We start from the raw sequence: 22,189 nt of genomic DNA on the forward strand, positions 1-22,189 counted from the left end.
ACCCACGGTGGCCTTGTCGGGGCCGCGCTTCGGCGCGGCCCCGAACCGCTACCCTGACCGGTGTCCGGAAGTACCGCGCGCCGAGGGGGAGCTGGGACCATGACTGAGGGCACCACCGAGGGGTACTCGCTCGGGCACGGCCGGTACGTGCTGCAGCGGATGCTCGGGCAGGGCGGCATGGCCTCCGTCCACCTGGCCCACGACACGGTGCTCGACCGTCAGGTCGCGGTGAAGACGCTGCACACCGAACTGGGCCGGGAGGCCTCGTTCAAGGAGCGGTTCCGGCGCGAGGCGCAGGCGGTGGCCCGGCTCCAGCACACCAACATCGTCTCGGTGTTCGACTCCGGCGAGGACGTCGCGGCGGACGGGTCGACCACGCCGTACATCGTCATGGAGTTCGTCGAGGGCCGTTCGCTCAAGGACGTGCTGGACGAGCAGGTGACCACCCTCGGGGCGATGCCCAACGAGCAGGCGCTGAAGATCACCGCCGCGGTGCTGGCGGCGCTGGAGGCCTCGCACGACCAGGGGCTGGTGCACCGCGACATCAAGCCGGCCAACGTGATGGTGTCCGGCAAGGGCGTCGTCAAGGTGATGGACTTCGGCATCGCGCGCGCCCTGCAGTCCGGCGTCACCTCGATGACGCAGACCGGCATGGTGGTCGGCACCCCGCAGTACCTCTCGCCCGAGCAGGCGCTCGGCAAGAGCGTGGACGCCCGGTCCGACCTGTACTCGGTGGGCTGCATGCTGTTCGAACTGCTCAGCGGGCAGCTGCCGTTCGACGGCGACTCGGCCTTCTCGATCGCGTACAAGCACGTGCAGGAGACCCCGCCGGCGCCGTCCACGCTGAACCGGGCGGTCACCCCGGGGATCGACGCGCTGGTGGAGCGGGCGCTGCGCAAGGACCCGGCGCACCGGTTCCCGACCGCGGAGGCGATGCGCGAGGAGGTGGAGCGGGTCCTGGCGGGGGAGCGGGGCGGCGGCAACACGCCGCTGCAGGCGTCCACCCCGCTGGTGATCGGCGAGGGGCCGCGCTCGGTGCACGCCGCGCCGTCGCTGACCAACTTCCCGCCGGTGACCGGCCCGCAGGCCGGTCCGCCGTCGGTGCAGCAGCCCTACCGGCCGGCGCCCGGCCCGCAGACCCCGCCGCCGTACGCGGTGCCCACCCCGCAGCCGTTCCCGCAGGCCGCGCAGACCCCGCCGCCGTTCCCGCAGCCGGCCTTCCCGCAGCCGTTCCCGCAGAGCACCCCGGGGCCCTTCCCGGCCCAGGCGCACACCCCGCCGCCGATGCCGTACCCGGCGGCGCCGGTCAACGAGCGCAACGGCTGCTCGACCGCCGCGGTCGTGATCTGCGTGATCGCCGGTGTGCTGATGCTGGCGTTCATCATCCTGATGGTCGTGGTGGCCAGCGCCGGCAACTCCTGACGGCGGCGGGCGCAGCCGACCGACACGGTACTCGAACCGGGGTGCCGACGGGCTCGCGCCACCCGAAGCCACCCCCGCGTGCGCCGTCCCGTTCCACGCCGGAGGGCGCGAGACGGTAGCGTGCTGAAGAAGAACCGACAGGGCGAGCGCGCGCCGAGCGGGTGCCCGGGGCGAGGAGCGATGGGTCAGAGCGAACGACCGGACGACGACGGGGACCAGCGGCCGGAGGTGCCCGGGGCGGACGCCCGGGACGGGGACGCGGGACGCCCGGACGAGGCCACCGGACCCACCGAGGTGTTCCCGACCGGCCCCCGAACTCCCGGGCGCGGCAGCGCCGTTCCGTTCCCCACCGTCGGCGACGGCCGCTACCGGCTGACCCGGCGGCTGGGCCGCGGCGGGATGGCCGAGGTGTTCGCCGCCCAGGACATCCGGCTGGGCCGCACCGTCGCCGTCAAGCTGCTGCGCTCGGAGCTCGCCGAGGACGACACCGCCCGGCTGCGCTTCACCCGCGAGGCGCACGCCGTCGCGGCGCTCAACCACCACTCGATCGTCGCGGTCTACGACACCGGCGAGGAGCAGCACGGCGGGGAGTCCACCCCGTACATCGTGATGGAGCTGGTCGAGGGCCGCACCGTGCGCGAGCTGCTGGTGGATGAGGAGGCGCCGCCGGTCGACCAGGCGCTGATCATCACCGCCGGGGTGCTGGAGGCGCTGGCCTACAGCCACCGGCACGGCATCGTGCACCGGGACATCAAGCCGGCCAACGTCATCATCACCACCACCGGCGCGGTCAAGGTGATGGACTTCGGCATCGCCCGGGCGCTGGCCGGCGGCGCCACCACCATGACGCAGACCGGCATGGTGATGGGCACCCCGCAGTACCTCTCGCCCGAGCAGGCCCTCGGCAAGTCCGTCGACCACCGCTCCGACCTGTACGCGGCCGGCTGCATGCTGTACGAACTGCTCACCCTGCGGCCGCCGTTCGTCGGCGAGACCCCGCTGTCGGTGGTCTACCAGCACGTCCAGGACGCGCCGGTGCCGCCGTCCCGGGCCAACGACCGGGTGCCGCCGCAGCTGGACGGGCTGGTGCTGCGGGCGCTGGAGAAGAACCCCGACGACCGGTTCCAGAGCGCCGACGAGTTCCGCGCCCACCTGCAGCACGCGCTGCGGCAGATGCACGGCGCGGCCGGCGCGGGCCACCCGGCCGCCGCGGCGGGGCTGGCCGCCGCCGGGGCCGGAGCCTGGGACGCCACCCCGCCGACCGGCTCCGCCTCGCTCACCGAGCCGATGAACCCGGTCGCCGGGACGGCCGCCACCGAGGCGCTGCCCTACCAGGTCACCTCGGCCTACCGGACGCCCGCGTCGCCCTACCCGGCGGCGGTCGGGGCCGGCGGCGGGGGCGGCGGCAGCAGCAGGGAGGACGACGAGGAGCCGGGGCGGCGGCGCAACCCGTGGGGCTGGGTGCTGGGCGCGGTCGCGCTGGTGCTCGCCGCCACCATCGGGGTCGCGCTGGCGCTGACCGCCAACGACGACCACCCGCAGGGCCCGCAGGACCAGCGGCCGACGGCGCCGGTGCAGAGCGCCAGCACCCGCGCCACCGACCAGCCGAGCGAGCAGCCCACCACCCAGGCGCCCAGCCGCACCCCGAGCAGCAGCAGCCGGTCGGAGAGCACGACCCCCTCGTACTCGCCGTCCGCGTCGCCCTCGACCAGCCCGTCGGCGTCGCCCTCGACCAGCCCGTCGCGCTCGTCGTCGGCGTCGCCCTCGGCCAGCGCGACCGGGACCAAGCCCAGCGAGTCGGCCAGCGCCCCCGCCTCCAACTCGCCCAGCTCGAACCCGTCCAGCACCGGAGCGGCCGTCGGAGGGCTGCCGCCCGTCCAGTAGGCGGTGCGGGCAGGTCAGTTGGCGAACGCGTCGATGACCTGCTCGTACTCCTCGCACCACCAGTCCAGTTGCCCGGCCGCCGCCGGGAACAGCGGGTCGGCGCGGTGGTCGCGGCGCTGGTAGTGCCACTGCAGCATCCACAGGTCGTTCAGCCGCTCCCACCAGACCCGGTGGACGGCGCGGGCGACCTGTTCGGCGTCCGCGGCGCCGGTGGCCCGGTAGGCGCGGGCCCAGTGGCGGACCCGGGGCAGGTCGAGGACGCCGGTGGCGCGGTCGTTGAACAGCAGGGTGGCGGCCCGGACGGCCTCCTCGGCGACCGGGTGCGGGGCGAGCTTGTCCCAGTCCAGGACGGCGCTGACGGTGTCGCCGCGGTAGAGCACGTTCAGGCCGTGGAAGTCGCCGTGGGTCCAGCCGGTGGGCGGGGCGTCGGCCGGGCCGGGGCGGCGGTGGCGGTGGGCGGCGAGCAGGTCCAGGCGCTGGGCCAGGTGCTGTTCGGCCTGCCGGTCGAAGGCGTCGTAGGGGCGGTGGGCGCGGGCCAGCGCGCGGAGTTCGGCGATGATCCGCTCGGTCTCCTCGACCTCGGCGCTGAGCACCCCGGCGGGCTGCCGCAGCGGGGCGCACACCTCGGCCAGCGTGCCGTGCAACACCCCGAGCAGGGCGCCGAGTTCGCCGCACCGGGCCGGGTCGAGGCCGGTGCCGTGCCGGTGGTGCCCGGCGACCCACGGGTAGAGCGCGAACAGCCGTCCGCCGCGCGCGGTGACGGTGCGGCCGCCGGTGTCGGCGAGCGGGGCCGGCACCGGCAGGCCGCGGGCGGCCAGTGCGGTGGTGGCGCGGTGCTGGGCGGTGATCGCGGACCGGTTGGCGGTGGCCCGGTCGACGTAGCACTTGAGGAAGTAGCCGCCCTCCGCGGTGGTGATCCGGTAGCCCCGGTTGAGCAGGCCCTCCGCGACCGGTTCCACCGCGAGCGGCGGCGGGATGCGGTAGGCGCGCAGGACCCCGGCCACGGCGGCGTGCGCGACCGGGGGGCTGAGGGTTCCGACGGGGGGAGCGGTGGCGTCCGGGCGGGCCGGCGCGAGGGAGATGGTCTGACCGTCCGTCACGCACAGAGCCTATTACTCGGCGTGATGGGTGCTTGACACAGCGTGTGCGAATCTGCTCTCAGTGCTGCTGGTCGGCCTGCCGGCGGGCGACGTAGGCGGCGGCCTGGGTGCGGCGCTCCATGCCCATCTTGGCCAGCAGGCTGCTGACGTAGTTCTTCACCGTCTTCTCGGCCAGGTGCAGCTCGTTGCCGATCTGCCGGTTGGTCATCCCCTCGCCGATCAGGTCGAGGATGCGGCGCTCCTGTTTCGTCAACTGGGCGGTCCGCTCGTCCTCCTTCTCGCCGCCGTCCCGCAGCCGGGCCAGCACCCGGCTGGTGGCCACCGGGTCGAGCAGGGACTTGCCGGCCGCGACGTCGCGCACCGCGGAGAGCAGGTCGGTGCCGCGGATCGCTTTCAGGACATATCCGGAGGCCCCCGCCATGATCGAGTCGAACAGCGCCTCGTCGTCGGAGAAGGAGGTGAGCATCAGGCACTTCACCGAAGGGTCCTGGGAGCGGATCTCCCGGCACACCTCGACCCCGTTGCCGTCGGGGAGCCGGACGTCGAGCACCGCCACGTCCGGACGGACCGCCGGAATGCGGTTGAGCGCCTCGGCCGCCGTTCCCGCCTCGCCGACCACCTCGATGTCGCCCTCCATCGAGAGCAGGTCGTGCACGCCGCGCCGGACCACTTCGTGATCATCAAGGAGAAAAACCCTGATATGTCCGTTATCAGTCATTTGCAAAGCGTCGCACAAATCGATGCCGGTTACCCCCTTTCGCAGCGGCCCGTGCCCGGATACCGTGCGCTGGTGTCCTGACCGGAACGGGCGAACCGCGCCACACCTGCGGTCACCCCCGCCGGGGAACAACTAGGACGTCCTAGCGCAAGCGCGCCAAAGGGCGTCGCTGGGTAACGTTCTCGTGAGGACGCCGTCGGAAAGGGAACACCGCCTGCCCGCACTGGTGCGCACACCCACGCGCGCGAGCCGGGGAGGCGACCGGACCGGCCGCCGGCGACCCCGGGTGGCCGGACAGACCGAGGAGTGAACGTGACCGTCAAAAGCACGTCGAGGGCGCGCAAGAAGGCCGCCCCCGGCGTCCCTGACCCCGCCCGGGCCGGCGCCACCGCCGAACCCGAGCTCGTCCAGCTGCTCACCCCGGAGGGCGACCGGGTCGACAACCCGGAGTTCCCGCTCACCGTGACGCCCGAGGAGCTGCGCGCGCTCTACCGGGACCTGGTCCTGGTCCGGCGCTTCGACGCGGAGGCCACCTCGCTCCAGCGCCAGGGCGAACTGGGCCTGTGGGCCTCGCTGTTGGGGCAGGAGGCGGCCCAGGTCGGCTCCGGCCGCGCGATGCGCACCGGCGACTACGCCTTCCCCACCTACCGCGAGCACGGCGTGGCCTGGTGCCGCGACGTCGACCCGCTGAACCTGCTCGGCATGTTCCGCGGCGTGAACCACGGCGGCTGGGACCCGAACGAGAAGAACTTCCACCTCTACACCATCGTGATCGGCTCGCAGACCCTGCACGCCACCGGCTACGCGATGGGCATCGCCAAGGACGGCGCGGACGACGCGGTGATCGCCTACTTCGGCGACGGCGCCTCCAGCCAGGGCGACGTCAACGAGGCCTTCACCTTCGCCTCGGTCTACAACGCGCCGGTGGTGTTCTTCTGCCAGAACAACCAGTGGGCGATCTCCGAGCCCACCGCCGTGCAGACCCGCATCCCGCTCTACCGCCGCGCCGCCGGCTTCGGCTTCCCCGGCGTCCGGGTCGACGGCAACGACGTGCTGGCCGTCCTCGCGGTCACCCGCTGGGCGCTGGACCGCGCCCGCACCGGCCAGGGCCCGGTCCTGGTCGAGGCGTTCACCTACCGGATGGGCGCGCACACCACCTCCGACGACCCGACCCGCTACCGGCAGTCCGAGGAGACCGAGTCCTGGAAGGCCAAGGACCCGATCCTGCGGCTGAGGGCCCACCTGGAGCAGGAGGGCCTCGCCGACGAGGCGTTCTTCGCCGGGGTCGAGGCCGAGAGCGAGCAGCTGGGCCTGCGCGTGCGGGAGGGCGTCCGCTCGATGCCCGACCCCGACCCGACCCTGATCTTCGACCACGTCTACAGCGAGCCGCACGCCCTGGTGGACGAGGAACGCGCCGAGTACGAGGCGTACGCCGCCTCCTTCGAGGGTGGGGAGCACCACTGATGGCCGGCCAGCTCAGCATCGCCAAGGCGCTCAACGAGGCGCTGCGCAAGTCGCTGGAGAGCGACCCGAAGACCGTCCTGATGGGCGAGGACATCGGAAAGCTCGGCGGCGTCTTCCGGATCACCGACGGCCTGCAGAAGGACTTCGGCGAGGACCGGGTGATCGACACCCCGCTCGCCGAGTCCGGCATCGTCGGCACCGCGATCGGCCTCGCGCTGCGCGGCTACCGCCCGGTGGTCGAGATCCAGTTCGACGGCTTCGTCTACCCGGCCTTCGACCAGATCGTCACCCAGCTCGCCAAGATGCACGCCCGGGCGCTCGGCCACGTGAAGATGCCGGTCACCGTGCGCATCCCGTTCGGCGGCGGCATCGGCGCGGTCGAGCACCACAGCGAGTCGCACGAGGCGTACTTCGCGCACACCGCCGGCCTGCGGGTGGTCAGCCCGTCCAACGCGCACGACGCGCACTGGATGCTGCGCCAGGCCATCGAGTCGGACGACCCGGTGGTCTTCCTGGAGCCCAAGCGCCGCTACTGGGACAAGGGCGAGGTCGGCGAGGACCCGATGCTGCCGCTGCACGCGGCCCGGATCGCCCGGCCCGGCACCGACGCCACGCTGATCGCCTACGGGCCGATGGTCAAGGTCTGCCTGGAGGCCGCGAAGGCCGCCGAGGAGGACGGCCGCCGGCTGGAGGTGGTCGACCTGCGCTCGCTGTCGCCGATCGACTTCGCCACCCTGGAGGAGTCGGTCAAGCGCACCGGCCGCGGCATCGTCGTGCACGAGGCCCCGGTCTTCCTCGGCCTGGGCGCGGAGCTCGCCGCCCGGCTCACCGAGCGCTGCTTCTACCACCTGGAGGCACCCATCCTGCGGGTCGGCGGCTACCACGCCCCGTACCCGCCGTCGCGCGTCGAGGAGACCTACCTCCCCGACCTGGACCGCGTGCTCGACGCCGTCGACCGCACGTTCGCCTTCTGAGCCGGGGAGCGAAGATGACCACTGGTGTTCACTCGCTCCGCGAGTTCAAGATGCCCGACGTGGGCGAGGGCCTGACCGAGGCCGAGATCCTCACCTGGTACGTGAAGCCGGGCGACGCCGTCACCGACGGGCAGGTGGTCTGCGAGGTGGAGACCGCCAAGGCCGCCGTCGAACTGCCGATCCCGTTCACCGGCGTGGTCGAGGCGCTGCACTTCCCGGCGGGCGCCACCGTCGACGTCGGCACCCCGATCATCGCGGTGGCCGTCGCGGGCGCCGCGCCCGCCGCCGCCGTGCCCGTGGTGCCCGCGCCCGCGACCGCCGCGGAGGCCGAGCCGGAGCCGGAGCGCCGCGAGGTGCTGGTCGGCTACGGGCCGCGCACCGGCTCGGCGCAGCGCCGGACCCGCCGCAGCAACGGGACGGCCGCGCCGACCGCACCGGCGCCTGCCCCGGTGGCTCCCGCCGCCCCGGCTCCCGAGCCGGTGGCCGTCGCGCCCGTCGCGCCCGCCGCTCCCGTCGTCGAGGGGGAGCGCCCGCTGGCCAAGCCGCCGGTGCGCAAGCTCGCCAAGGACCTCGGGATCGACCTGCGCGCCGTGGTGCCGACCGGCCCGAACGGCGTGATCACCCGCGAGGACGTGCACGCCGCGGCGAACACCGCCGCCGGGACGGCCGTCGAGCCGGTCGCGGCCCCGCCGGCCCCGCCCGTCCAGGAGGCCCCGGCGGCCCAGCCGACCGCGCCGGCCGTCGCCGCGCCGGTGCGGCCGGTGCCGGACGCGTCCGGGGACGTCCGGGTGCCGGTCAAGGGCGTGCGCAAGGCCACCGCGCAGGCGATGGTCGCCTCCGCGTTCACCGCGCCGCACGTCACCGAGTTCGTCCAGGTCGACGTGACCCGGACGATGAAGCTGGTGCGCCGGCTCAAGGAGAGCGGAGAGCTCGGCGCCGGGGTGCGGGTCAGCCCGCTGCTGCTGGTCGCCAAGGCGCTGCTGACCGCCGTCAAGCGGTACCCGGAGGTCAACGCCAGCTGGGACGAGGCGGCCCAGGAGATCGTCATCCGGGGCGCGGTCAACCTCGGCATCGCCGCGGCCACCCCGCGCGGCCTGATCGTCCCGAACATCAAGGACGCCGGCTCCCGCACCCTCTCCCAACTGGCGGTCGCGCTCGGCGAGTTGGTGGAGACCGCGCGGCAGGGCAAGACCTCTCCGGCGGACATGGCGGGCGGCAGCATCACCATCACCAACGTCGGCGTGTTCGGCGTCGACACCGGCACCCCGATCCTCAACCCCGGCGAGGCCGCCATCCTGGCCTTCGGCGCGGTCCGGGAGCTGCCCTGGGTGCACAAGGGCAAGGTGGTGCCCCGGCAGGTCACCACGCTGGCGCTCTCCTTCGACCACCGGCTGGTCGACGGCGAGCTGGGCTCCAAGGTGCTGGCGGACGTCGCCGCGGTGCTGGAGCACCCGAAGCGCCTGATCACCTGGGGCTGAGCCGCCCCCGCCCCCGCGGGCCCCGTTCCGGACGCCGGAGCGGGGCCCGCGGCCGTTCCGGTCAGCCCCGGGTGGCGCGCCAGCCGGCCCGGGCCAGGGCGTGGAAGTGCTCGGCGTCCGGGGGGCCAAGGCCGAGGGCGGCGCAGAGCAGGGCGGCGGTGGCGGGGCGCGGGCCGGACGTGCCGCGCTCCAGGTCGGACAGGGTGCGGACGCCGAGCCCGGCCTTGGCGGCGAGTTCGCCCTGGGTGAGCCGGGCGTCCCGCCGGTGTCCGCGCAGGGCGCGTCCGAACGCCGCGCGCGGGTCGGTGCGCTGCTGGGTCTCCATGCGGTGCTTCCCCCTGTCGTTCCCCCGTTCGGCAGGGTATCCCGCCCGTCCGCCGGTCGGCCGGGCTACTGGTCGGTTGTCCAACTCCGGCGCGCCGGTCGGTACTTGGGGGAATCGGTGGGCCGCTCCGGACGGGTCGCGCATTGGGCCGCCCGAGGGAGTTTCGCGCCGCCCGGGCCGGGCCCGCGGCCCGGATGGGTACGTGTGTGCGATCAGACCACCCGCGCAGCCAGGCCGGGTGACCGTCGCAGCGAGGACTCCCGCGTATGCCGACTGGTGCTCCCGGCCCCGTGATGCGTTCCGCCGCCGCCCTGCTGCTGGTGGCCGCCGCCGCGCTGCCCGCCGCGGTGGAGCTGGTCTCGCCCGCGCCCTCGACCGCGATAGGCCCGCCGCCCGGCCCGGACCGCCCGGCACCGCCCGCCCGCCCCGACCTGCGGGCCCCCGGCGCGCCCTCGGTGGACCTGCGGCTGACCGGCGACGCGGCCAACCGGATCACCCTGGTGCTGCTCGGCGACGGCTACACCTCCGCCCAGCAGCAGCTCTTCCACGAGCAGGCGGACCGGGCCTGGCGGGCGCTGCTGGAGATCGAGCCGTTCCGCACCTACCAGGGGTTCTTCAACATACGGCGGGTGGACGTGGTCTCCCCGGTGGCGGGCATCGCGGAGACCGAGAGCACCGGGAAGGACCCGGCCACCCCGCTCGGGATGCACTTCTGGTGCGAGGGCACCGCCCGCCTGCTCTGCGCGGACGAGGACGCCACCGCCCGCTGGGCCGGACAGGGCGGCGGGCCGCAGTACCTGATCGCGTTGGCCAACTCCACCGAGTACGGCGGGGCCGGCGGCACCGGGGTAACCACGCTGTCCGGCGGCAGCCCGGACGCCGGGCGGATCATCCAGCACGAGATCGGCCACACCGTCGGCGCCCTCGGCGACGAGTACGACTCCGCCCCGAACGACCCGGACTACCCGAACCTGGCCACGGTGGACGCCGAGGAGATGCTCCGGGAGAAGACCAAGTGGTGGCACTGGCTGGGCGCCGAGTCGCCGGACGGCGGCGGGGTGATCGGCACCTACCGCAGCTCCAACGGCCTGTACCGGCCGACCGCCGACTCGGTGATGCGCACCCTCGGCAGCACCTACAACCTCCCCTCCCGGGAGGCGATCATCGAGCAGCTGTACCGCCGGGTGAAGCCGGCCGACGAGCCCGAGCCCGCCTCCGGCCCGGTCTCCGGACGGCCGAAGCTGCACGTGCGGCCGCTGGCGCTGACCGGACCGCGGCAGCTGCGGATCAGCTGGACCCTGGACGGCAAGCCGGTCGACCCGAGCACCGCGGACGGCACCTGGCTGGACACCGGGGAGCTGGCGCTGGAGCCGGGCGGCCGGCACACCGTCACCGCGACCGTGCGGGACACCACCGACTGGGTGCGCGACGAGGGCTTCCGCGAGCGGTACATGACCCGGACCGAGAGCTGGACGCTCACCGGCTGAAACCGGACGTCCCGGACCACCCCGGCCCAAAGATCAGGTCATGGGATGACTAGCCTGGTAGCACTATGAGCGTGGACCCCGCCCGCACCGCACCGTCCCTGTCCGCACCCGCTCCCCGCCGACCCGCCGACGCCGACGCCGCCGCTGCCGCCGTCCCCGGCCCTCCCGAGGCTCCCGGGGCTCCTGGCTCTCCCGCCGCCCGGATCGTGGACGAGGTCTTCCACCCGCCGGGCGGACGCGCCGCCTGGTTCGCCTGGTCGCTCGGCGTCGCCGTCTACGTCCTCGCCGTGGTGCACCGCACCAGCCTCGGGGTGGCCGGGCTGGACGCCTCCGCCCGGTTCGGCATCGGCGCCTCCGCCCTGTCCACCTTCTCCATCCTGCAGGTCCTGGTGTACGCCGGGATGCAGGTCCCGGTCGGCCTGCTGGTCGACCGGATCGGCCCGCGCCGGGTGCTGCTGCTGGGCGTGGCGCTGATGAGCGCCGGGCAGCTGGCCTTCGCCTTCTCCACCGCGTTCGCGCCCGCGCTGGCCTCCCGCGCGGTGCTCGGCTGCGGCGACGCGATGACCTTCATCAGCGTGCTGCGGGTCGCCGCCCGCTGGTTCCCGGCCGCCCGCAACCCGTTCGTCGTCCAGCTCACCGGCCTGATCGGCACCGGCGGCAACCTGGTCACCACCGTGGTGCTCGCCCAGGCGCTGCACACCGCCGGGTGGAGCGCCACCTTCGGCACGATCGCGCTGACCGGCGTGCCGGTCTTCGCCGTCGTGCTGGTGCTGCTCAAGGAGGCCCCGCCGGGCGCGCCGACGCCGGTGCGGCACGAGAGCCTGCGGCTGCCGGTCGGGCAGCAGATCCGGGCCGCCTGGTCCGAGCCCGGCACCCGGCTCGGGATGTGGGTGCACTTCACCACGGCGTTCCCGGCCTCCGCGTTCGGCCTGCTCTGGGGGCTGCCCTACCTGGTCGAGGGGCAGGGCATGTCCCGGGCCGGGGCGGGCGGCATGCTCAGCCTGCTGGTGCTCAGCGGGATGGTCTTCGGCCTGCTGTTCGGCCGGATGGTCTCCCGCACCGCCGCTTCCCGGCTGCCGATCGCGTTCACCGTGCTCGCCGTCACCGCGCTCTGCTGGACCGCCACCCTGGCCTGGCCGCACGGGCACCCGCCGACCTGGCTGCTGGTGGTGCTGATGCTGGTCATGGGCAGCAACGGCCCGGCCTCGCTGATCGGCCTGGACTACGCCCGCGCGTACAACCCCGCCGAGCGGATGGGCACCGCCTCCGGCATCGCCAACATGGGCGGCTTCATCGGCTCGATGATCACCCTGCTCGGCATCGGCGTCCTGCTGGACGCGCTCGCCGACCCGGGCAGCGACGGCTACAGCGCGCACGCCTACCAGCTGGCGTTCTGCTTCCAGCTGCTGCCGCTGCTGCTCGGGACGGCGATGATCCTGCGGCTGCGCCGCAAGCTGGTCCGGTAGCGGCTCGGACTCAGGGGGTGCTCGCCAGGTGGGCGAGCACCCGGTCGCCCAGCTCCCGGTCGCCGATCACGTTGACGATCGCGGTCTCCGGGCGGACCCGGCCGCAGCACAGCCGGACGAAGGTCTGCCAGTCCATCGACAGCCGCACCTCGGGGGCCAGCACCACCGAGTCGTCCACGGTGCCCCGGCCGTCCGGGCCGACCCGCACGGTGCGGTGGAAGGGCAGCGCGCCCGCCACGTCGAAGGCCACCGTGGTGCCGATCGGGGCGCCCGCCTCCTTGGCGACCTGCTTGGGCAGTGACTCGATCAGCCAGTCCCTGGTGACCACCGCGGCCGGGGAGTCCAGGTTGCCCGGGGTCTGCAGCGCGCGGCGCAGGTCCTGCTCGTGCACCCACACGTCGAAGGCCCGCATCCGCAGCAGCGTCGCGTACGGGACGTCCCGGGCCAGCGGGCCGGCCGGCCAGCGCACCGGGTCGTTCGGCTCGTGGCGGGCGTTGCGCAGCGCCCGGGAGCGGCGGATCACCGTGTACTCCAGCTCGCTGGTGATCTCCACCGGCGTCCAGCAGCGGCGCTTGTCGACCGGCAGCTCCATGTACCGGGTGAACTCGTTGGTGACGTGCCGCAGGTCGCGCGGCAGCGCGTGGATCGGGCGCGGGTCGCCGAGCAGCTCGGACTCGATGCCGATGACGTGCGAGACGACGTCCCGCACCGACCAGCCGGGGCACTCGGTGGCCCGGTTCCAGGCGTCGGTCGGCAACGGGGCGAGCAGCTCCGATATGGACTCGATCGACTGCGTCCACGCGTCGGTGTACGCCTGCACGGCCTGCTTGTCCGTCACGGGTATCTCCGGCCCCTCCGTCGGCTTGCGTCGTCCCACGTCGTCCGGGCTGCCGAGACCTCCGCACGGACGCGCATACGGCACGTTACGCTGCCGGGTGAGAGCAGGGCAGCGCTTTCGGGTGACGATCGTAGGACTCTTGTCGTGGACGGTGGTACTGTGCGCGCTTCATTGATCCAACTCGCCGTGTCGGACGCCGAGCCGGCCGCCGAGCGGCGGGCCAGGGCGGCGGCGCTGGTCCGCGCCCAGGACGGTGCCGACCTGGTGGTGCTGCCCGAGCTGTGGCCGGTCGGCGGCTTCGCGTACGACGCCTGGCCGACGGGCGCCGAACCGCTGGACGGGCCCACCGCCGAGGCGATGTCCGCCGCCGCGAAGGCCGTCGGCTGCTGGCTGCACGCCGGATCGATCGTCGAACGGGACCCGGACGGCCCGATCTACAACACCTCGCTGCTGTTCGCCCCCGACGGCGAACTCGTCCGCACCTACCGCAAGATCCACCGCTTCGGCTTCGACCGCGGCGAGGCCGTCGTGATGGGCGCCGGGCAGGAGATCGTCACCGCCGACACCGGCTTCGCCGCGCTGGGCCTGGCCACCTGCTACGACCTGCGCTTCCCCGAGCTGTTCCGGGCCCTGCTGGACGCCGGCGCCGAACTGCTGGTGGTCCCCGCCGCCTGGCCGGCCCGGCGCGCCGAGCACTGGAACCTGCTGGCCCGCGCCCGGGCGGTCGAGGAGCAGTCCTTCGTGCTCGCCTGCAACACCGCCGGCACCCACGGCGGGGTCGAGCAGGCCGGCCGCAGCATCGTGGTCGACCCCTGGGGCCGGGTGCTGGCCGAGGCCGGGCCGGACGAGCAGGTGCTCACCGTCGACTTCGACCCCGCCCTGGTCGCCGAGTGCCGCGCCGACTTCCCGGTCCACCGGGACCGGCTGCTCGGCATCCCCGCCCCCGTGCAGCGCTGACGCCCCCCTCGGCGCCGGTCCGCCGCCGAGGGGGCGGATTTCTCCGTGCCCTTGGTCCGGATTGACCATTCCGGGGTACTCTGTGCGCGTTTTGTGTGCCGGATTCCGGCCGCATGAGGGCGCGCGGCACGGAGAGGGGTCGGCCATGACCGCTGCGGAAGCCGGGCGCGGGCGCGCCCTGATCCGGCGCAACAGCCTCCGCGAGCAGATCGCCGACGCCCTGCGCGACGAGATGATGGCCGGCCGGCTCCCGGCCGGGCGGAACTTCACCGTCAAGGAGATCGCCGAGGTCTACGGCGTCTCGGCCACCCCCGCCCGGGAGGCCCTGGTCGACCTCGCCGCCCAGGGCCTGCTGGTCAGCGAACCGCACCGCGGCTTCACCGTCCCCGAGTTCACCTGGCACGACTTCCTGGAGATATTCGAGGCCCGCACCCTGCTCACCGACAACGCGCTGCGCCACCTGTCCGGCCGGCCGCACGGCTACGACTGGTCCCGGCTGGCCTCGCTGCGCCGCCGGGCCGACGCCGCCGCCCGGGCCGCCCGGGCCGGACAGCTCGACGTCCTGGTCGGCTGCGACCTGCGGTTCTGGCAGGAGGCCGCCGGGGTGCTGTGCAACGACCGGATCGCCGACTACCTGGGCTGGCTGCGGATCCAGTCCTGGATGTTCGCCGCCCCGCACCTGCGGGCCGGCGGCGAGCTGGCCGGCGTCTGCTGGGACCGGCACGGCGAACTCGTCGACCGGATCGAGGCCCGGGACCGGCAGGGGGCGCACCGGATCGTCAACGACTACAACCTGTTCACCGTCGAACTGCTGGCCCGGCGGCTCGACCAGCCGCTCGACGGCGTCGCGGTGCTCCGGCTGCTGCGCGAACCGGTGGTCCCGGCACCCGCCGCGGCGGTCGAGCGGCCGCCCGGCACCGCCCCCCAACCGGCCTCCGCCGCCGTCGGGTTGGGCCGGGTGCCGATGCCCCGCTTCGTGCCGCCCGGCCGGTTCGCCCGGCCGTTCCGCCCGGGCAGCGGGGAGCCCGCCACGGGCCGGTAGGGTTGGGGCCCGTTGCCCCGCCACCCGAGAGGATGAGCCGGCCCATGGCCTGCGACCTCTGGCTCGTCCCGCTCGTGGACGTGCTCTCCCACAGCCCCGAGAACCCGTTCCGCGAGGACCTCGACCGCTACAACACCGTGCTCGCCCAGCACGGCCTGCCGCCGGTCCCGGTGCACCCGTACGTCCCGGGCTTCTCCGGGGACGTCGAGGCGATAGCCGCGTTCGACTACGACTCGCTCCACTTCCTGCGCCGCGCCTACCTGCTGGGGCTCACCGGGTTCGAGGTGACCCCGGTGGACGCGCTCGGCAGCGACTACGAGCAGCTGCTGGAGATGTTCGAGGCCACCGCCGAACAGTCGCACCTGGTCTGGCACTTCGACCACGCGGGCGCCTACCTGCCGATGGAGTTCCAGGCCCCGCTGGTCGCCGACGAACTCCTCGCCGCGGGCGGGCCGTTGGGCTCCTCCTACGGGCTGCTGAGCGAACTCCAGGCGGTCGCACCGCTGTTGGGGATCGACCCGCTCGAACCCCCGGTGCCCACCCGCCCGCTCGGCCCCACCCGGCTGGAGCAGCCCTTCGGGCCGCCGATCGATGACTTCCACCCCTACGCGCGCGAACGGCACGCCTGGTCCGGCCTCTACGCGGCGGCCACCCGCAGCGTCACCCAGGGCTCGATGATCGTCTTCGCCTGAGCCCGAGCCCGAGCCTTCGTCTGCGCCCGCGAACGGTACGGGGCCCGGGGCACGCGCCCGGGCCCCCGGCCCGGCTCAGCGCAGGGGGCCCTCCGGGGGACGCTGGCGCGGCATGGTGGGCCGGGTGCCCGGCGGCGGCAGGACGCGGACCTGGGCGTTGGAGCCGCCCTCGCTGCGGCCGCCCCAGGCGCCGGGGGCCTGGGTGGGGAGCCGGCTCATGCCGGCCCGGAACTCCAGCATCCACTCGGAGGTCTCGCTGCGGACCATGTCGGAGACGTCCTCGCAGAAGCGGCGCAGCACGCCCAGGCAGCGCTCGGCGGCCTCGCCCGCGGTGCCCTCGGTCGGGCCCAGGACCTCCCGGACGCACTCGGAGGCCCAGTCGAACTGGAAGGCCTCCAGGCGGCGCTGCAGGGCCTGCGAGGTGGAGACGTCGCGCATCCAGCCGGAGGTGAGGCCGAAGGCGCGGTCGGCCAGCAGCGCGGCGGCGGCCAGGGCGAGGCCGGTGTAGCCCCACTCCACGGCGTGCGGGAGCTCGCCGGTCAGCGAGACCAGCGGGGCGGTGACGCCGCCGACCGCGAACACCGTGGCGGAGAAGCGCAGCAGGCGGGCCCAGCGGCGCTTCCAGACCCGGTCCCGGCGGTACCAGTCGATCGCCTCGACGGCGCGCTCCTCCGACCAGCGGTAGAGCTCCTCCAGGCGCTCGGCGGGCTCGCCCCAGTCGCCGAGCGGGAACTGGCGCGCGCTCAGGTCGGCCCGGCGGCGGGTGGGGGTCCGTCCGCCGGAACCCGGGACGGACTGGTCGTCGTCGGCGACCTCTTTGCCCCAGGGGCTCTCCTCGGGCTGCATTTCCGGCTGGCTCACCTGTGGCGCTCCCTGTGGCGGGGTGACTGCGGAGGCCCGGCGGGCACCGGGACTGGCGGGACGGGACCCGAGCGGCCCGGAGGTCGGGCCGTCGGCGCGCGGAACCGGTGGTTCGTTGCGTGGCGGTGCGGACCCGTGGCGCCGCGCGCGGGTCTGGGAACCGCCCATGGTGCCGTGCCCGGCGGTGCGGCCGGGTCCTGGTCCAACAGCACTTCTTACCGCCAAATGGCTTACCGTGGGGGCGCTTCCGCAGTGATCGTTATGTGATTTCACCTCCGGAAGACGAGGTGGGAGGGTTGCGGCGGGCGGCCGGATTTCACCCGTCCGAGCGAGGCGGGCCGGGGTCGCCGGTGTGACGGACCGGCTGCCCGGAGCGGCTCTCGTGCTTTCCCACGAATCACCGGGCGTCGACCGGCCCGGCACCTGGAGCTTCCGCCGGAGCCGCCGACGGGACGGAACCGGCCACCGACTAGGCTTGGCAGGCGTGAAGGTCCTCGTCATCGGAACCGGCGCCCGCGAACACGCCCTGTGCCGCTCACTGTCCCAAGACCCGGCTGTCTCCGAGCTGCACTGCGCCCCGGGCAACGCCGGGATCGCGCGGGTCGCCGCGGTGCACCCGGTCGACCAGCTGGACGGCGCCGCGGTCACCGCGCTCGCCCGGGAGCTGGGCGCCGACCTGGTGGTCGTCGGCCCGGAGGCCCCGCTGGTGGCCGGCGTCGCCGAGCCGCTGCGGGCGGCCGGCATCCCGGTGTTCGGCCCCGGCAAGGAGGCCGCCCAGCTGGAGGGCTCCAAGGCGTTCGCCAAGGACGTGATGGCCGCGGCCGGCGTCCCCACCGCGCGCTCCTACGTCTGCACCACCCCGGAGGAGGCCGCCGCGGCGCTCGACGCCTTCGGCGCCCCGTACGTGGTGAAGGACGACGGCCTGGCGGCCGGCAAGGGCGTCGTGGTCACCGAGGACCGCGCCGCCGCGCTGGAGCACGCCGCGGCCTGCGACCGGGTCGTCATCGAGGAGTACCTGGACGGCCCCGAGGTGTCGCTGTTCGCGATCACCGACGGCACCACGGTGCTCCCGCTGGTCCCCGCGCAGGACTTCAAGCGCGCGCTGGACGGCGACCGGGGGCCCAACACCGGTGGCATGGGCGCCTACTCGCCGCTGCCGTGGGCCCCCGAGGGCCTGGTCCAGGAGGTGCTGGACACCGTCCTGCAGCCCACCGTGGACGCGCTGCGCCACCGCGGCACCCCGTTCTCCGGCCTGCTGTACGCGGGCCTGGCGCTGACCTCGCGCGGCACCCGGGTGATCGAGTTCAACGCCCGCTTCGGCGACCCGGAGACCCAGGTCGTGCTGGCCCGGCTGCGCACCCCGCTGGCCGGCGTGCTGCTCGCCGCCGCCAACGGCACGCTCGGCGAGCTGGAGCCGCTGCGCTGGTCCGAGGAGGCCGCGGTCACCGTGGTGATGGCCTCCGAGGGCTACCCGGCGAGCCCGCGCACCGGCGACGCGATCGAGGGCCTGGCGGCGGCGGAGGCCGGCGGCGACGCGTTCGTGCTGCACGCCGGCACCAGGTCCGGCCCGGCCGGCGAGGTGCTGACCGCGGGCGGCCGGGTGCTGTCGGTGACCGCCGTCGGCGCGGACCTCGCCGAGGCCCGGGCCAAGGCGTACGCGGGCGTCGCCGAGATCTCCTTCAAGGGCGCCCAGCACCGCACCGACATCGCCGCCGAGGCCGCCCGGTAGCCGCCCGGCATCCTTTCGGCCGCCATCCCGGCCGCCATCCCGGCCGCCATCCCGGCAGCCGCCCGGCGGCCGGACCCGCCCGCGGGGCGCTGCGCCCGGACCGACCCGTCCGGACGCAGCGCCCCGCGGCGTTTCCCGAGGTCGTCGCGGTCAGCACCGTGACCGGAAAACCAGCCCTTCGGGTGATGGCGCGGGCATCCTGCTGACGGGGCGCGAGCGCGGGCCTTAGGGTGCGCTGCATCGCGCCGGGGCGGGGGCACCGGCGCGGACGCGGCTCGTCGCGCCGACGCGCCGGGGGGATGCTGGGAGCGGTGGCGCGCCCCGACACGGTGTCACCAGGACGGGTGGAATCGCCGGACTTCCGGAACACCCGCCCGCACCGGGGCGTCGAGACTGGCAGGAGAGCGCCACGCGAGTCGCACCACCGGGTTCGGCATCCGCCGCTTCCCGTACCGGAATTGATCGAGTCGAGTCGGCTGCGAAGGGGGTGCCGCGGCGATGGCTGCAGTGGACACCGCACGCGCACGAGCCCAGGCCGTCCTGCGTCTGCGCGGACGGGCTGTGGCCGCCGCCGCGCTGCCCGCCGCCTGCGCGGTGGTGCTGTTGGCCGGGCGGTTCACCGGACGGATAGGCGCCCCCGGGTCGCCGGACGCCCCGCTCTGGGACGGCATCCGCTGGGCGGTCTGCGCGGTCGCCGCGCTGACCCTGGGGCTGGCCGCGCTGGTCGCCGCGGCGCACCGCCGGGCCGTCCCACCGGTCACCCCCGCGGTGCCGCTGGCCCGGGCGGACGCCCCCGAGCTGTACCGGCTGATCGAGGAGCTCGCCGAGCGGCTGGACGTCCCGGCGCCCGCCGCGATCGCGCTCACCCCCGACTGCGACAGTTGGCTGGAGGAGCCGCACCCGGCCGGCCGGCCCGGTCGCGGCACCGGCCCCGCCGCACCGGTGCTGGTGATCGGCTCCCCCTTCCTGTGGTGGATGCGGGCCGCCGAACTGCGCGCCCTGCTGGCCCCCGTGGTGGCCGGCACAGCCGCGGCGGCCGACCCCGACATCGCCGCCGCCCGCCGCTGGCTGCGCACCCTGGACGCCGCGCTGGGCGAGCGCCGCCGCGGCCCCGCCGCACTGACCGGCCCGGTCGACCGCCGGCTGCTGGGCGCCTGCCGCGAGCACTCCGCCGAACTGGAGCACGCCGCGGCCGCCTGGGCCTCCGAGCGGGCCCGGGCCGTCGACTACGGGCCGCGGATCGCCGCCCAGGCCCAGGTCGGCCTGGCCTACGCGGGCTGGGACCGGCTGCTCACCCGGGTCGCGCTGCCCGCCTGGCGGCTCGGCCTGCACCCCGCGCACCTGAACGCCGGCGTGGTCTCCGCGCTCACCGAGCTCTCCCGCCGGGACCGGCTGGCCGACGACTACGGCAACCGGCTCGGCGACCGCCCCGCCTGCGACCTGCTGGAGGAGCCCGGCCTGGTCGACACCCGGGTCTCCCGGCTGGCCGCCGAACTGCTGCACGAGGAGCCGGCCGACGGCTGGCAGCCGCTCGACTGGGCGGACTACCCGCGGCAGGTCGTCGACCGGGGCTGGCGCGCCCAGGCCGCCGCGCTCCAGGCCGCGCTCGGCGAGGACCGCCCGCAGACCGGCCCGGCGCTGGACAAGCTGCTGGCCCGGCTGGCCGCCGGCGAGGCCGAGGAACTGGCCGCCGCGCTGGCCGGCCAGGTGGCGCGCGCCGCCCGGGTCGCGCCCCCGCTGCCCCCCGTGCGCAGCGGCCGGGACCTGCTGGTCGAGCACCTGACCGCCACCGTCTGCTGTGCCGCGGTGGACGCGGGCACCGCCACCCCCGGCCTGGACTGGCTGGACGGACCGGTCCTGGTCTGCCCGGCCGCACCCCGGGCGGAGCTGGCCCCCGCGGTGGCCCGCGCGGTCGAGGACGGGCAGGACGGTCCGCTGCGCGCCTGGCTGGAGCGGGCCGGTGTCCGACTGGAACGACCGGTACGACTTTCGGGCTGAACCGGGACGGTTCGGGAGTGTCCCGGGAAACCCGGTTTCATCCGTACCAATTGCTACGGTGGGGTGACGCTTCGCCGTCCAACTGTGGTGTGCTGGTCCGCACGCACATCCGCATGGCAATTGCCAAACCCTCGGTGGATGGGCGAAGGGGTGGGGAGGGCGTGTGGGGACGGAATCCAACCGCCGGTGGGAGTCCGGCACGCTGGCGCACGGGGTGTCCGACCCGTTCGGGCAGGGCCCGCTGCCCTGGCTGCGCAGCCCCGACCACTACCTGGCCGACGGCGAGGGCGTGGTCCCCTGGTACGTGAGCGTGGACGCCCCCGGGCAGCGGCCGGTGGACGGTCCGGCCCGGCCCCGCCCGGCGGTCAGCGGCCCGCGCAACGCGGACGACGTGCGCCGGCAGATCAAGGGCTTCGCCTCGGCGGGCACCGCGCGCCCCGGCGGCGCGGTGGACTTCCGGGTGACGGTCAACCCGCCGCAGGAGTTCCAGGTCGACGTCTACCGGATCGGCCACGACGCGGGGGACGGCGCCCGCCAGGTGTACTCCAGCCCGCTGATCGCCGGCCTGGCCCAGCCCGCGCCGATGGTCGCCGACCGCACCGTCTCCTGCCACCACTGGTGGCAGTCCTGGCGGCTGCAGATCCCGGCCGACTGGCGCTCCGGCGCGTACGTCGCCGTGCTGACCACCGCCGACGGCGGCCACCGCAGCCACATCCCGTTCACCGTACGGGACTTCGCCCCCGCCGACCTGCTGCTGGTGCTGCCCGACGTGACCTGGCAGGCGTACAACCTGTTCCCCGAGGACGGGCACCTGGGGGCCAGCCTCTACCACGCCTGGGACGGCGCCGGGCACCTGGTGGGGGAGGCCGAGGCGGCCGTCACGGTCTCCTTCGACCGGCCGCACGCCGGGGCCGGGCTGCCGCTGCACGTCGGGCACGCCTACGACTTCATCCGCTGGGCCGAGCGCTACGGCTACGACCTGGGCTACGCCACCGCCACCGACCTGCACGCCGGGCTGGTGGACGCCTCCCGCTACAAGGCGCTGGTCTTCCCCGGGCACGACGAGTACTGGTCGGAGCCGATGCGGCGGGCCGCCGAGCGGGCCCGGGACGGCGGCACCTCGCTGGTCTTCCTGTCCGCGAACGCCGTGTACTGGCGGGTCGAGCTGTCGGCCGGGCCGAACGGCGAACCGTCCCGGCTGCTGAACTGCCGCAAGCGCCAGCGGGTCGCCGCCGACCACCCCGCCGCCGGGGTGCCGGGCGCGGCGTCCGCGCTGTGGCGGGACGCCGGGGAGCCCGAGCAGCACCTGCTGGGCATCCAGTACGCGGGCAGCGTGCCCGCGCCGGTGCCGCTGGTGGCCCGCAACACCGGTCACTGGCTGTGGCAGGGCACCGGGCTGGCGGACGGCGACGAACTGCCCGACCTGGTCGCCGGGGAGGCCGACCGCTACTACCCGAAGGTCCCGCTGCCCGCCCACACCGAACGCGTCCTGCTCGCCCACTCCCCGTACCGGGACGCCGCCGGGCGGACCACCCACCAGGAGACCTCGCTGTACCGGGCGCCCAGCGGCGCGTACGTGTTCGCCGCCGGGACGTTCGCCTGGTCGCCCGCGCTGGACCGGCCCGGCCACACCGACGAGCGGATCCAGCGGGCCACCGCCAACCTGCTGGACCACCTCTGCAAGGAGGGGCGAACCGACTCCTGACCGCACCGGCGTGAAAGACTCGCCCGCAGAGCCCCCCAGCTGTGAGGAC

General features: G+C 74.8%; 18 protein-coding genes and 1 pseudogene. 14 read left to right on the forward strand and 5 right to left on the reverse strand.

Translation table 11 applies throughout. The features are described 5' to 3' along the window. Nucleotides 1-159 precede the first annotated feature (159 nt). Together ACIP60_RS12695 and ACIP60_RS12700 are read left to right on the forward strand one after the other, a co-directional pair. Nucleotides 160-1,401, forward strand: a pseudogene (locus ACIP60_RS12695) (protein kinase); the annotation flags it as partial. A gap of 201 nt (nt 1,402-1,602) precedes the next feature. Further along, nucleotides 1,603-3,306 (forward strand): protein kinase, encoded by a 1,704-nt coding sequence (locus ACIP60_RS12700; RefSeq protein WP_400682841.1) that lies wholly within the window; start codon nt 1,603-1,605, stop codon nt 3,304-3,306. Between the two features lie 14 nt (nt 3,307-3,320). Here the strand turns inward: ACIP60_RS12700 and ACIP60_RS12705 are convergent, their stop codons facing one another. Then, entirely contained in the window at nt 3,321-4,406 is a 1,086-nt protein-coding gene (locus tag ACIP60_RS12705) for a phosphotransferase enzyme family protein (RefSeq protein WP_400682844.1), read from the reverse strand. Nucleotides 4,407-4,464: 58 nt separating this feature from the next. Beyond that, the gene (locus ACIP60_RS12710) at nt 4,465-5,124 is read right to left on the reverse strand and encodes a response regulator transcription factor (protein ID WP_100837255.1); all 660 of its coding nucleotides are present in this window, start codon (nt 5,122-5,124) and stop codon (nt 4,465-4,467) included. On the opposite strand from ACIP60_RS12710, the gene ACIP60_RS12715 reads away from it, so the two are divergent. The 4 genes from ACIP60_RS12715 to ACIP60_RS12730 all read left to right on the forward strand — a co-directional run bounded on the left by ACIP60_RS12715 (nt 5,080) and on the right by ACIP60_RS12730 (nt 9,040). After that, nucleotides 5,080-5,205: a hypothetical protein gene (locus tag ACIP60_RS12715; protein WP_255410759.1), complete on the forward strand. Its 126-nt coding sequence runs from the start codon at nt 5,080-5,082 to the stop codon at nt 5,203-5,205. The two genes, ACIP60_RS12710 and ACIP60_RS12715, sit on opposite strands and share 45 nt — an antisense overlap. Before the next feature lie 231 nt (nt 5,206-5,436). Then, the gene (gene pdhA / locus ACIP60_RS12720; protein ID WP_400682847.1) at nt 5,437-6,588 is read left to right on the forward strand and encodes a pyruvate dehydrogenase (acetyl-transferring) E1 component subunit alpha; all 1,152 of its coding nucleotides are present in this window, start codon (nt 5,437-5,439) and stop codon (nt 6,586-6,588) included. Next, nucleotides 6,588-7,562 carry an alpha-ketoacid dehydrogenase subunit beta gene (locus tag ACIP60_RS12725; RefSeq protein WP_370447637.1) on the forward strand — a complete coding sequence of 325 codons (975 nt, stop codon included), beginning with the start codon at nt 6,588-6,590 and terminating at the stop codon, nt 7,560-7,562. Before pdhA ends, ACIP60_RS12725 begins: the two co-directional genes overlap by 1 nt. Nucleotides 7,563-7,576: 14 nt before the next feature. Then, nucleotides 7,577-9,040 carry a dihydrolipoamide acetyltransferase family protein gene (locus tag ACIP60_RS12730; RefSeq protein ID WP_400682851.1) on the forward strand — a complete coding sequence of 488 codons (1,464 nt, stop codon included), beginning with the start codon at nt 7,577-7,579 and terminating at the stop codon, nt 9,038-9,040. A gap of 61 nt (nt 9,041-9,101) precedes the next feature. Here ACIP60_RS12730 and ACIP60_RS12735 read toward each other — a convergent pair whose 3' ends face one another. Next, nucleotides 9,102-9,365, reverse strand: a complete 264-nt coding sequence (locus ACIP60_RS12735) for a helix-turn-helix domain-containing protein (RefSeq protein WP_400682854.1) — start codon at nt 9,363-9,365, stop codon at nt 9,102-9,104. A 266-nt stretch (nt 9,366-9,631) separates the two neighbouring features. Here ACIP60_RS12735 and ACIP60_RS12740 point away from each other — a divergent pair, with 266 nt between their 5' ends. Further along, nucleotides 9,632-10,852: a M64 family metallopeptidase gene (locus tag ACIP60_RS12740; protein WP_400682857.1), complete on the forward strand. Its 1,221-nt coding sequence runs from the start codon at nt 9,632-9,634 to the stop codon at nt 10,850-10,852. 65 nt (nt 10,853-10,917) lie between these two features. Continuing rightward, nucleotides 10,918-12,318, forward strand: coding sequence for a nitrate/nitrite transporter (locus ACIP60_RS12745; RefSeq protein WP_400682860.1), 1,401 nt, complete (start codon nt 10,918-10,920; stop codon nt 12,316-12,318). 10 nt (nt 12,319-12,328) lie between these two features. On the opposite strand, the gene ACIP60_RS12750 is transcribed toward ACIP60_RS12745, so the two are convergent. After that, nucleotides 12,329-13,156: a maleylpyruvate isomerase family mycothiol-dependent enzyme gene (locus ACIP60_RS12750; RefSeq protein ID WP_400682863.1), complete on the reverse strand. Its 828-nt coding sequence runs from the start codon at nt 13,154-13,156 to the stop codon at nt 12,329-12,331. Between the two features lie 159 nt (nt 13,157-13,315). Here ACIP60_RS12750 and ACIP60_RS12755 point away from each other — a divergent pair, with 159 nt between their 5' ends. The 3 genes from ACIP60_RS12755 (at nt 13,316) to ACIP60_RS12765 (ending at nt 15,847) form a co-directional block, all read left to right on the forward strand. Further along, nucleotides 13,316-14,113: a carbon-nitrogen family hydrolase gene (locus ACIP60_RS12755; RefSeq protein ID WP_400682865.1), complete on the forward strand. Its 798-nt coding sequence runs from the start codon at nt 13,316-13,318 to the stop codon at nt 14,111-14,113. 145 nt (nt 14,114-14,258) lie between these two features. Beyond that, on the forward strand, nt 14,259-15,155 hold the full coding sequence (locus ACIP60_RS12760; protein WP_400682868.1) for a GntR family transcriptional regulator: 897 nt from the start codon (nt 14,259-14,261) through the stop codon (nt 15,153-15,155). 44 nt (nt 15,156-15,199) lie between these two features. Beyond that, nucleotides 15,200-15,847: a hypothetical protein gene (locus tag ACIP60_RS12765; protein ID WP_400682870.1), complete on the forward strand. Its 648-nt coding sequence runs from the start codon at nt 15,200-15,202 to the stop codon at nt 15,845-15,847. A gap of 75 nt (nt 15,848-15,922) precedes the next feature. On the opposite strand, the gene ACIP60_RS12770 is transcribed toward ACIP60_RS12765, so the two are convergent. Then, nucleotides 15,923-16,708, reverse strand: a complete 786-nt coding sequence (locus ACIP60_RS12770) for an SLATT domain-containing protein (protein WP_400682873.1) — start codon at nt 16,706-16,708, stop codon at nt 15,923-15,925. A 484-nt stretch (nt 16,709-17,192) separates the two neighbouring features. On the opposite strand from ACIP60_RS12770, the gene purD reads away from it, so the two are divergent. The 3 genes from purD (at nt 17,193) to ACIP60_RS12785 (ending at nt 22,140) form a co-directional block, all read left to right on the forward strand. Beyond that, the gene (purD, locus tag ACIP60_RS12775) at nt 17,193-18,437 is read left to right on the forward strand and encodes a phosphoribosylamine--glycine ligase (RefSeq protein WP_100837266.1); all 1,245 of its coding nucleotides are present in this window, start codon (nt 17,193-17,195) and stop codon (nt 18,435-18,437) included. A gap of 498 nt (nt 18,438-18,935) precedes the next feature. Further along, nucleotides 18,936-20,435, forward strand: coding sequence for a hypothetical protein (locus ACIP60_RS12780; RefSeq protein ID WP_400682876.1), 1,500 nt, complete (start codon nt 18,936-18,938; stop codon nt 20,433-20,435). A 163-nt stretch (nt 20,436-20,598) separates the two neighbouring features. Next, nucleotides 20,599-22,140 (forward strand): N,N-dimethylformamidase beta subunit family domain-containing protein, encoded by a 1,542-nt coding sequence (locus tag ACIP60_RS12785; RefSeq protein WP_400682878.1) that lies wholly within the window; start codon nt 20,599-20,601, stop codon nt 22,138-22,140. Nucleotides 22,141-22,189 lie beyond the last annotated feature (49 nt).

This window comes from Kitasatospora sp. NPDC088783 (assembly GCF_044750705.1).
Classification (GTDB): Bacteria; Actinomycetota; Actinomycetes; order Streptomycetales; family Streptomycetaceae; genus Kitasatospora; species Kitasatospora fiedleri.

Coding starts and splice junctions, on each gene's coding strand:
- ACIP60_RS12780 (WP_400682876.1), top strand. CDS start 18,936: ATGGCTGCAGTGGACACCGCACGCGCACGAGCCCAGGCCGTCCTGCGT.
- ACIP60_RS12740 (WP_400682857.1), top strand. CDS start 9,632: ATGCCGACTGGTGCTCCCGGCCCCGTGATGCGTTCCGCCGCCGCCCTG.
- ACIP60_RS12730 (WP_400682851.1), top strand. CDS start 7,577: ATGACCACTGGTGTTCACTCGCTCCGCGAGTTCAAGATGCCCGACGTG.
- ACIP60_RS12745 (WP_400682860.1), top strand. CDS start 10,918: ATGAGCGTGGACCCCGCCCGCACCGCACCGTCCCTGTCCGCACCCGCT.
- ACIP60_RS12760 (WP_400682868.1), top strand. CDS start 14,259: ATGACCGCTGCGGAAGCCGGGCGCGGGCGCGCCCTGATCCGGCGCAAC.
- ACIP60_RS12710 (WP_100837255.1), bottom strand. CDS start 5,124: ATGACTGATAACGGACATATCAGGGTTTTTCTCCTTGATGATCACGAA.
- ACIP60_RS12725 (WP_370447637.1), top strand. CDS start 6,588: ATGGCCGGCCAGCTCAGCATCGCCAAGGCGCTCAACGAGGCGCTGCGC.
- ACIP60_RS12735 (WP_400682854.1), bottom strand. CDS start 9,365: ATGGAGACCCAGCAGCGCACCGACCCGCGCGCGGCGTTCGGACGCGCC.
- ACIP60_RS12700 (WP_400682841.1), top strand. CDS start 1,603: ATGGGTCAGAGCGAACGACCGGACGACGACGGGGACCAGCGGCCGGAG.
- ACIP60_RS12765 (WP_400682870.1), top strand. CDS start 15,200: ATGGCCTGCGACCTCTGGCTCGTCCCGCTCGTGGACGTGCTCTCCCAC.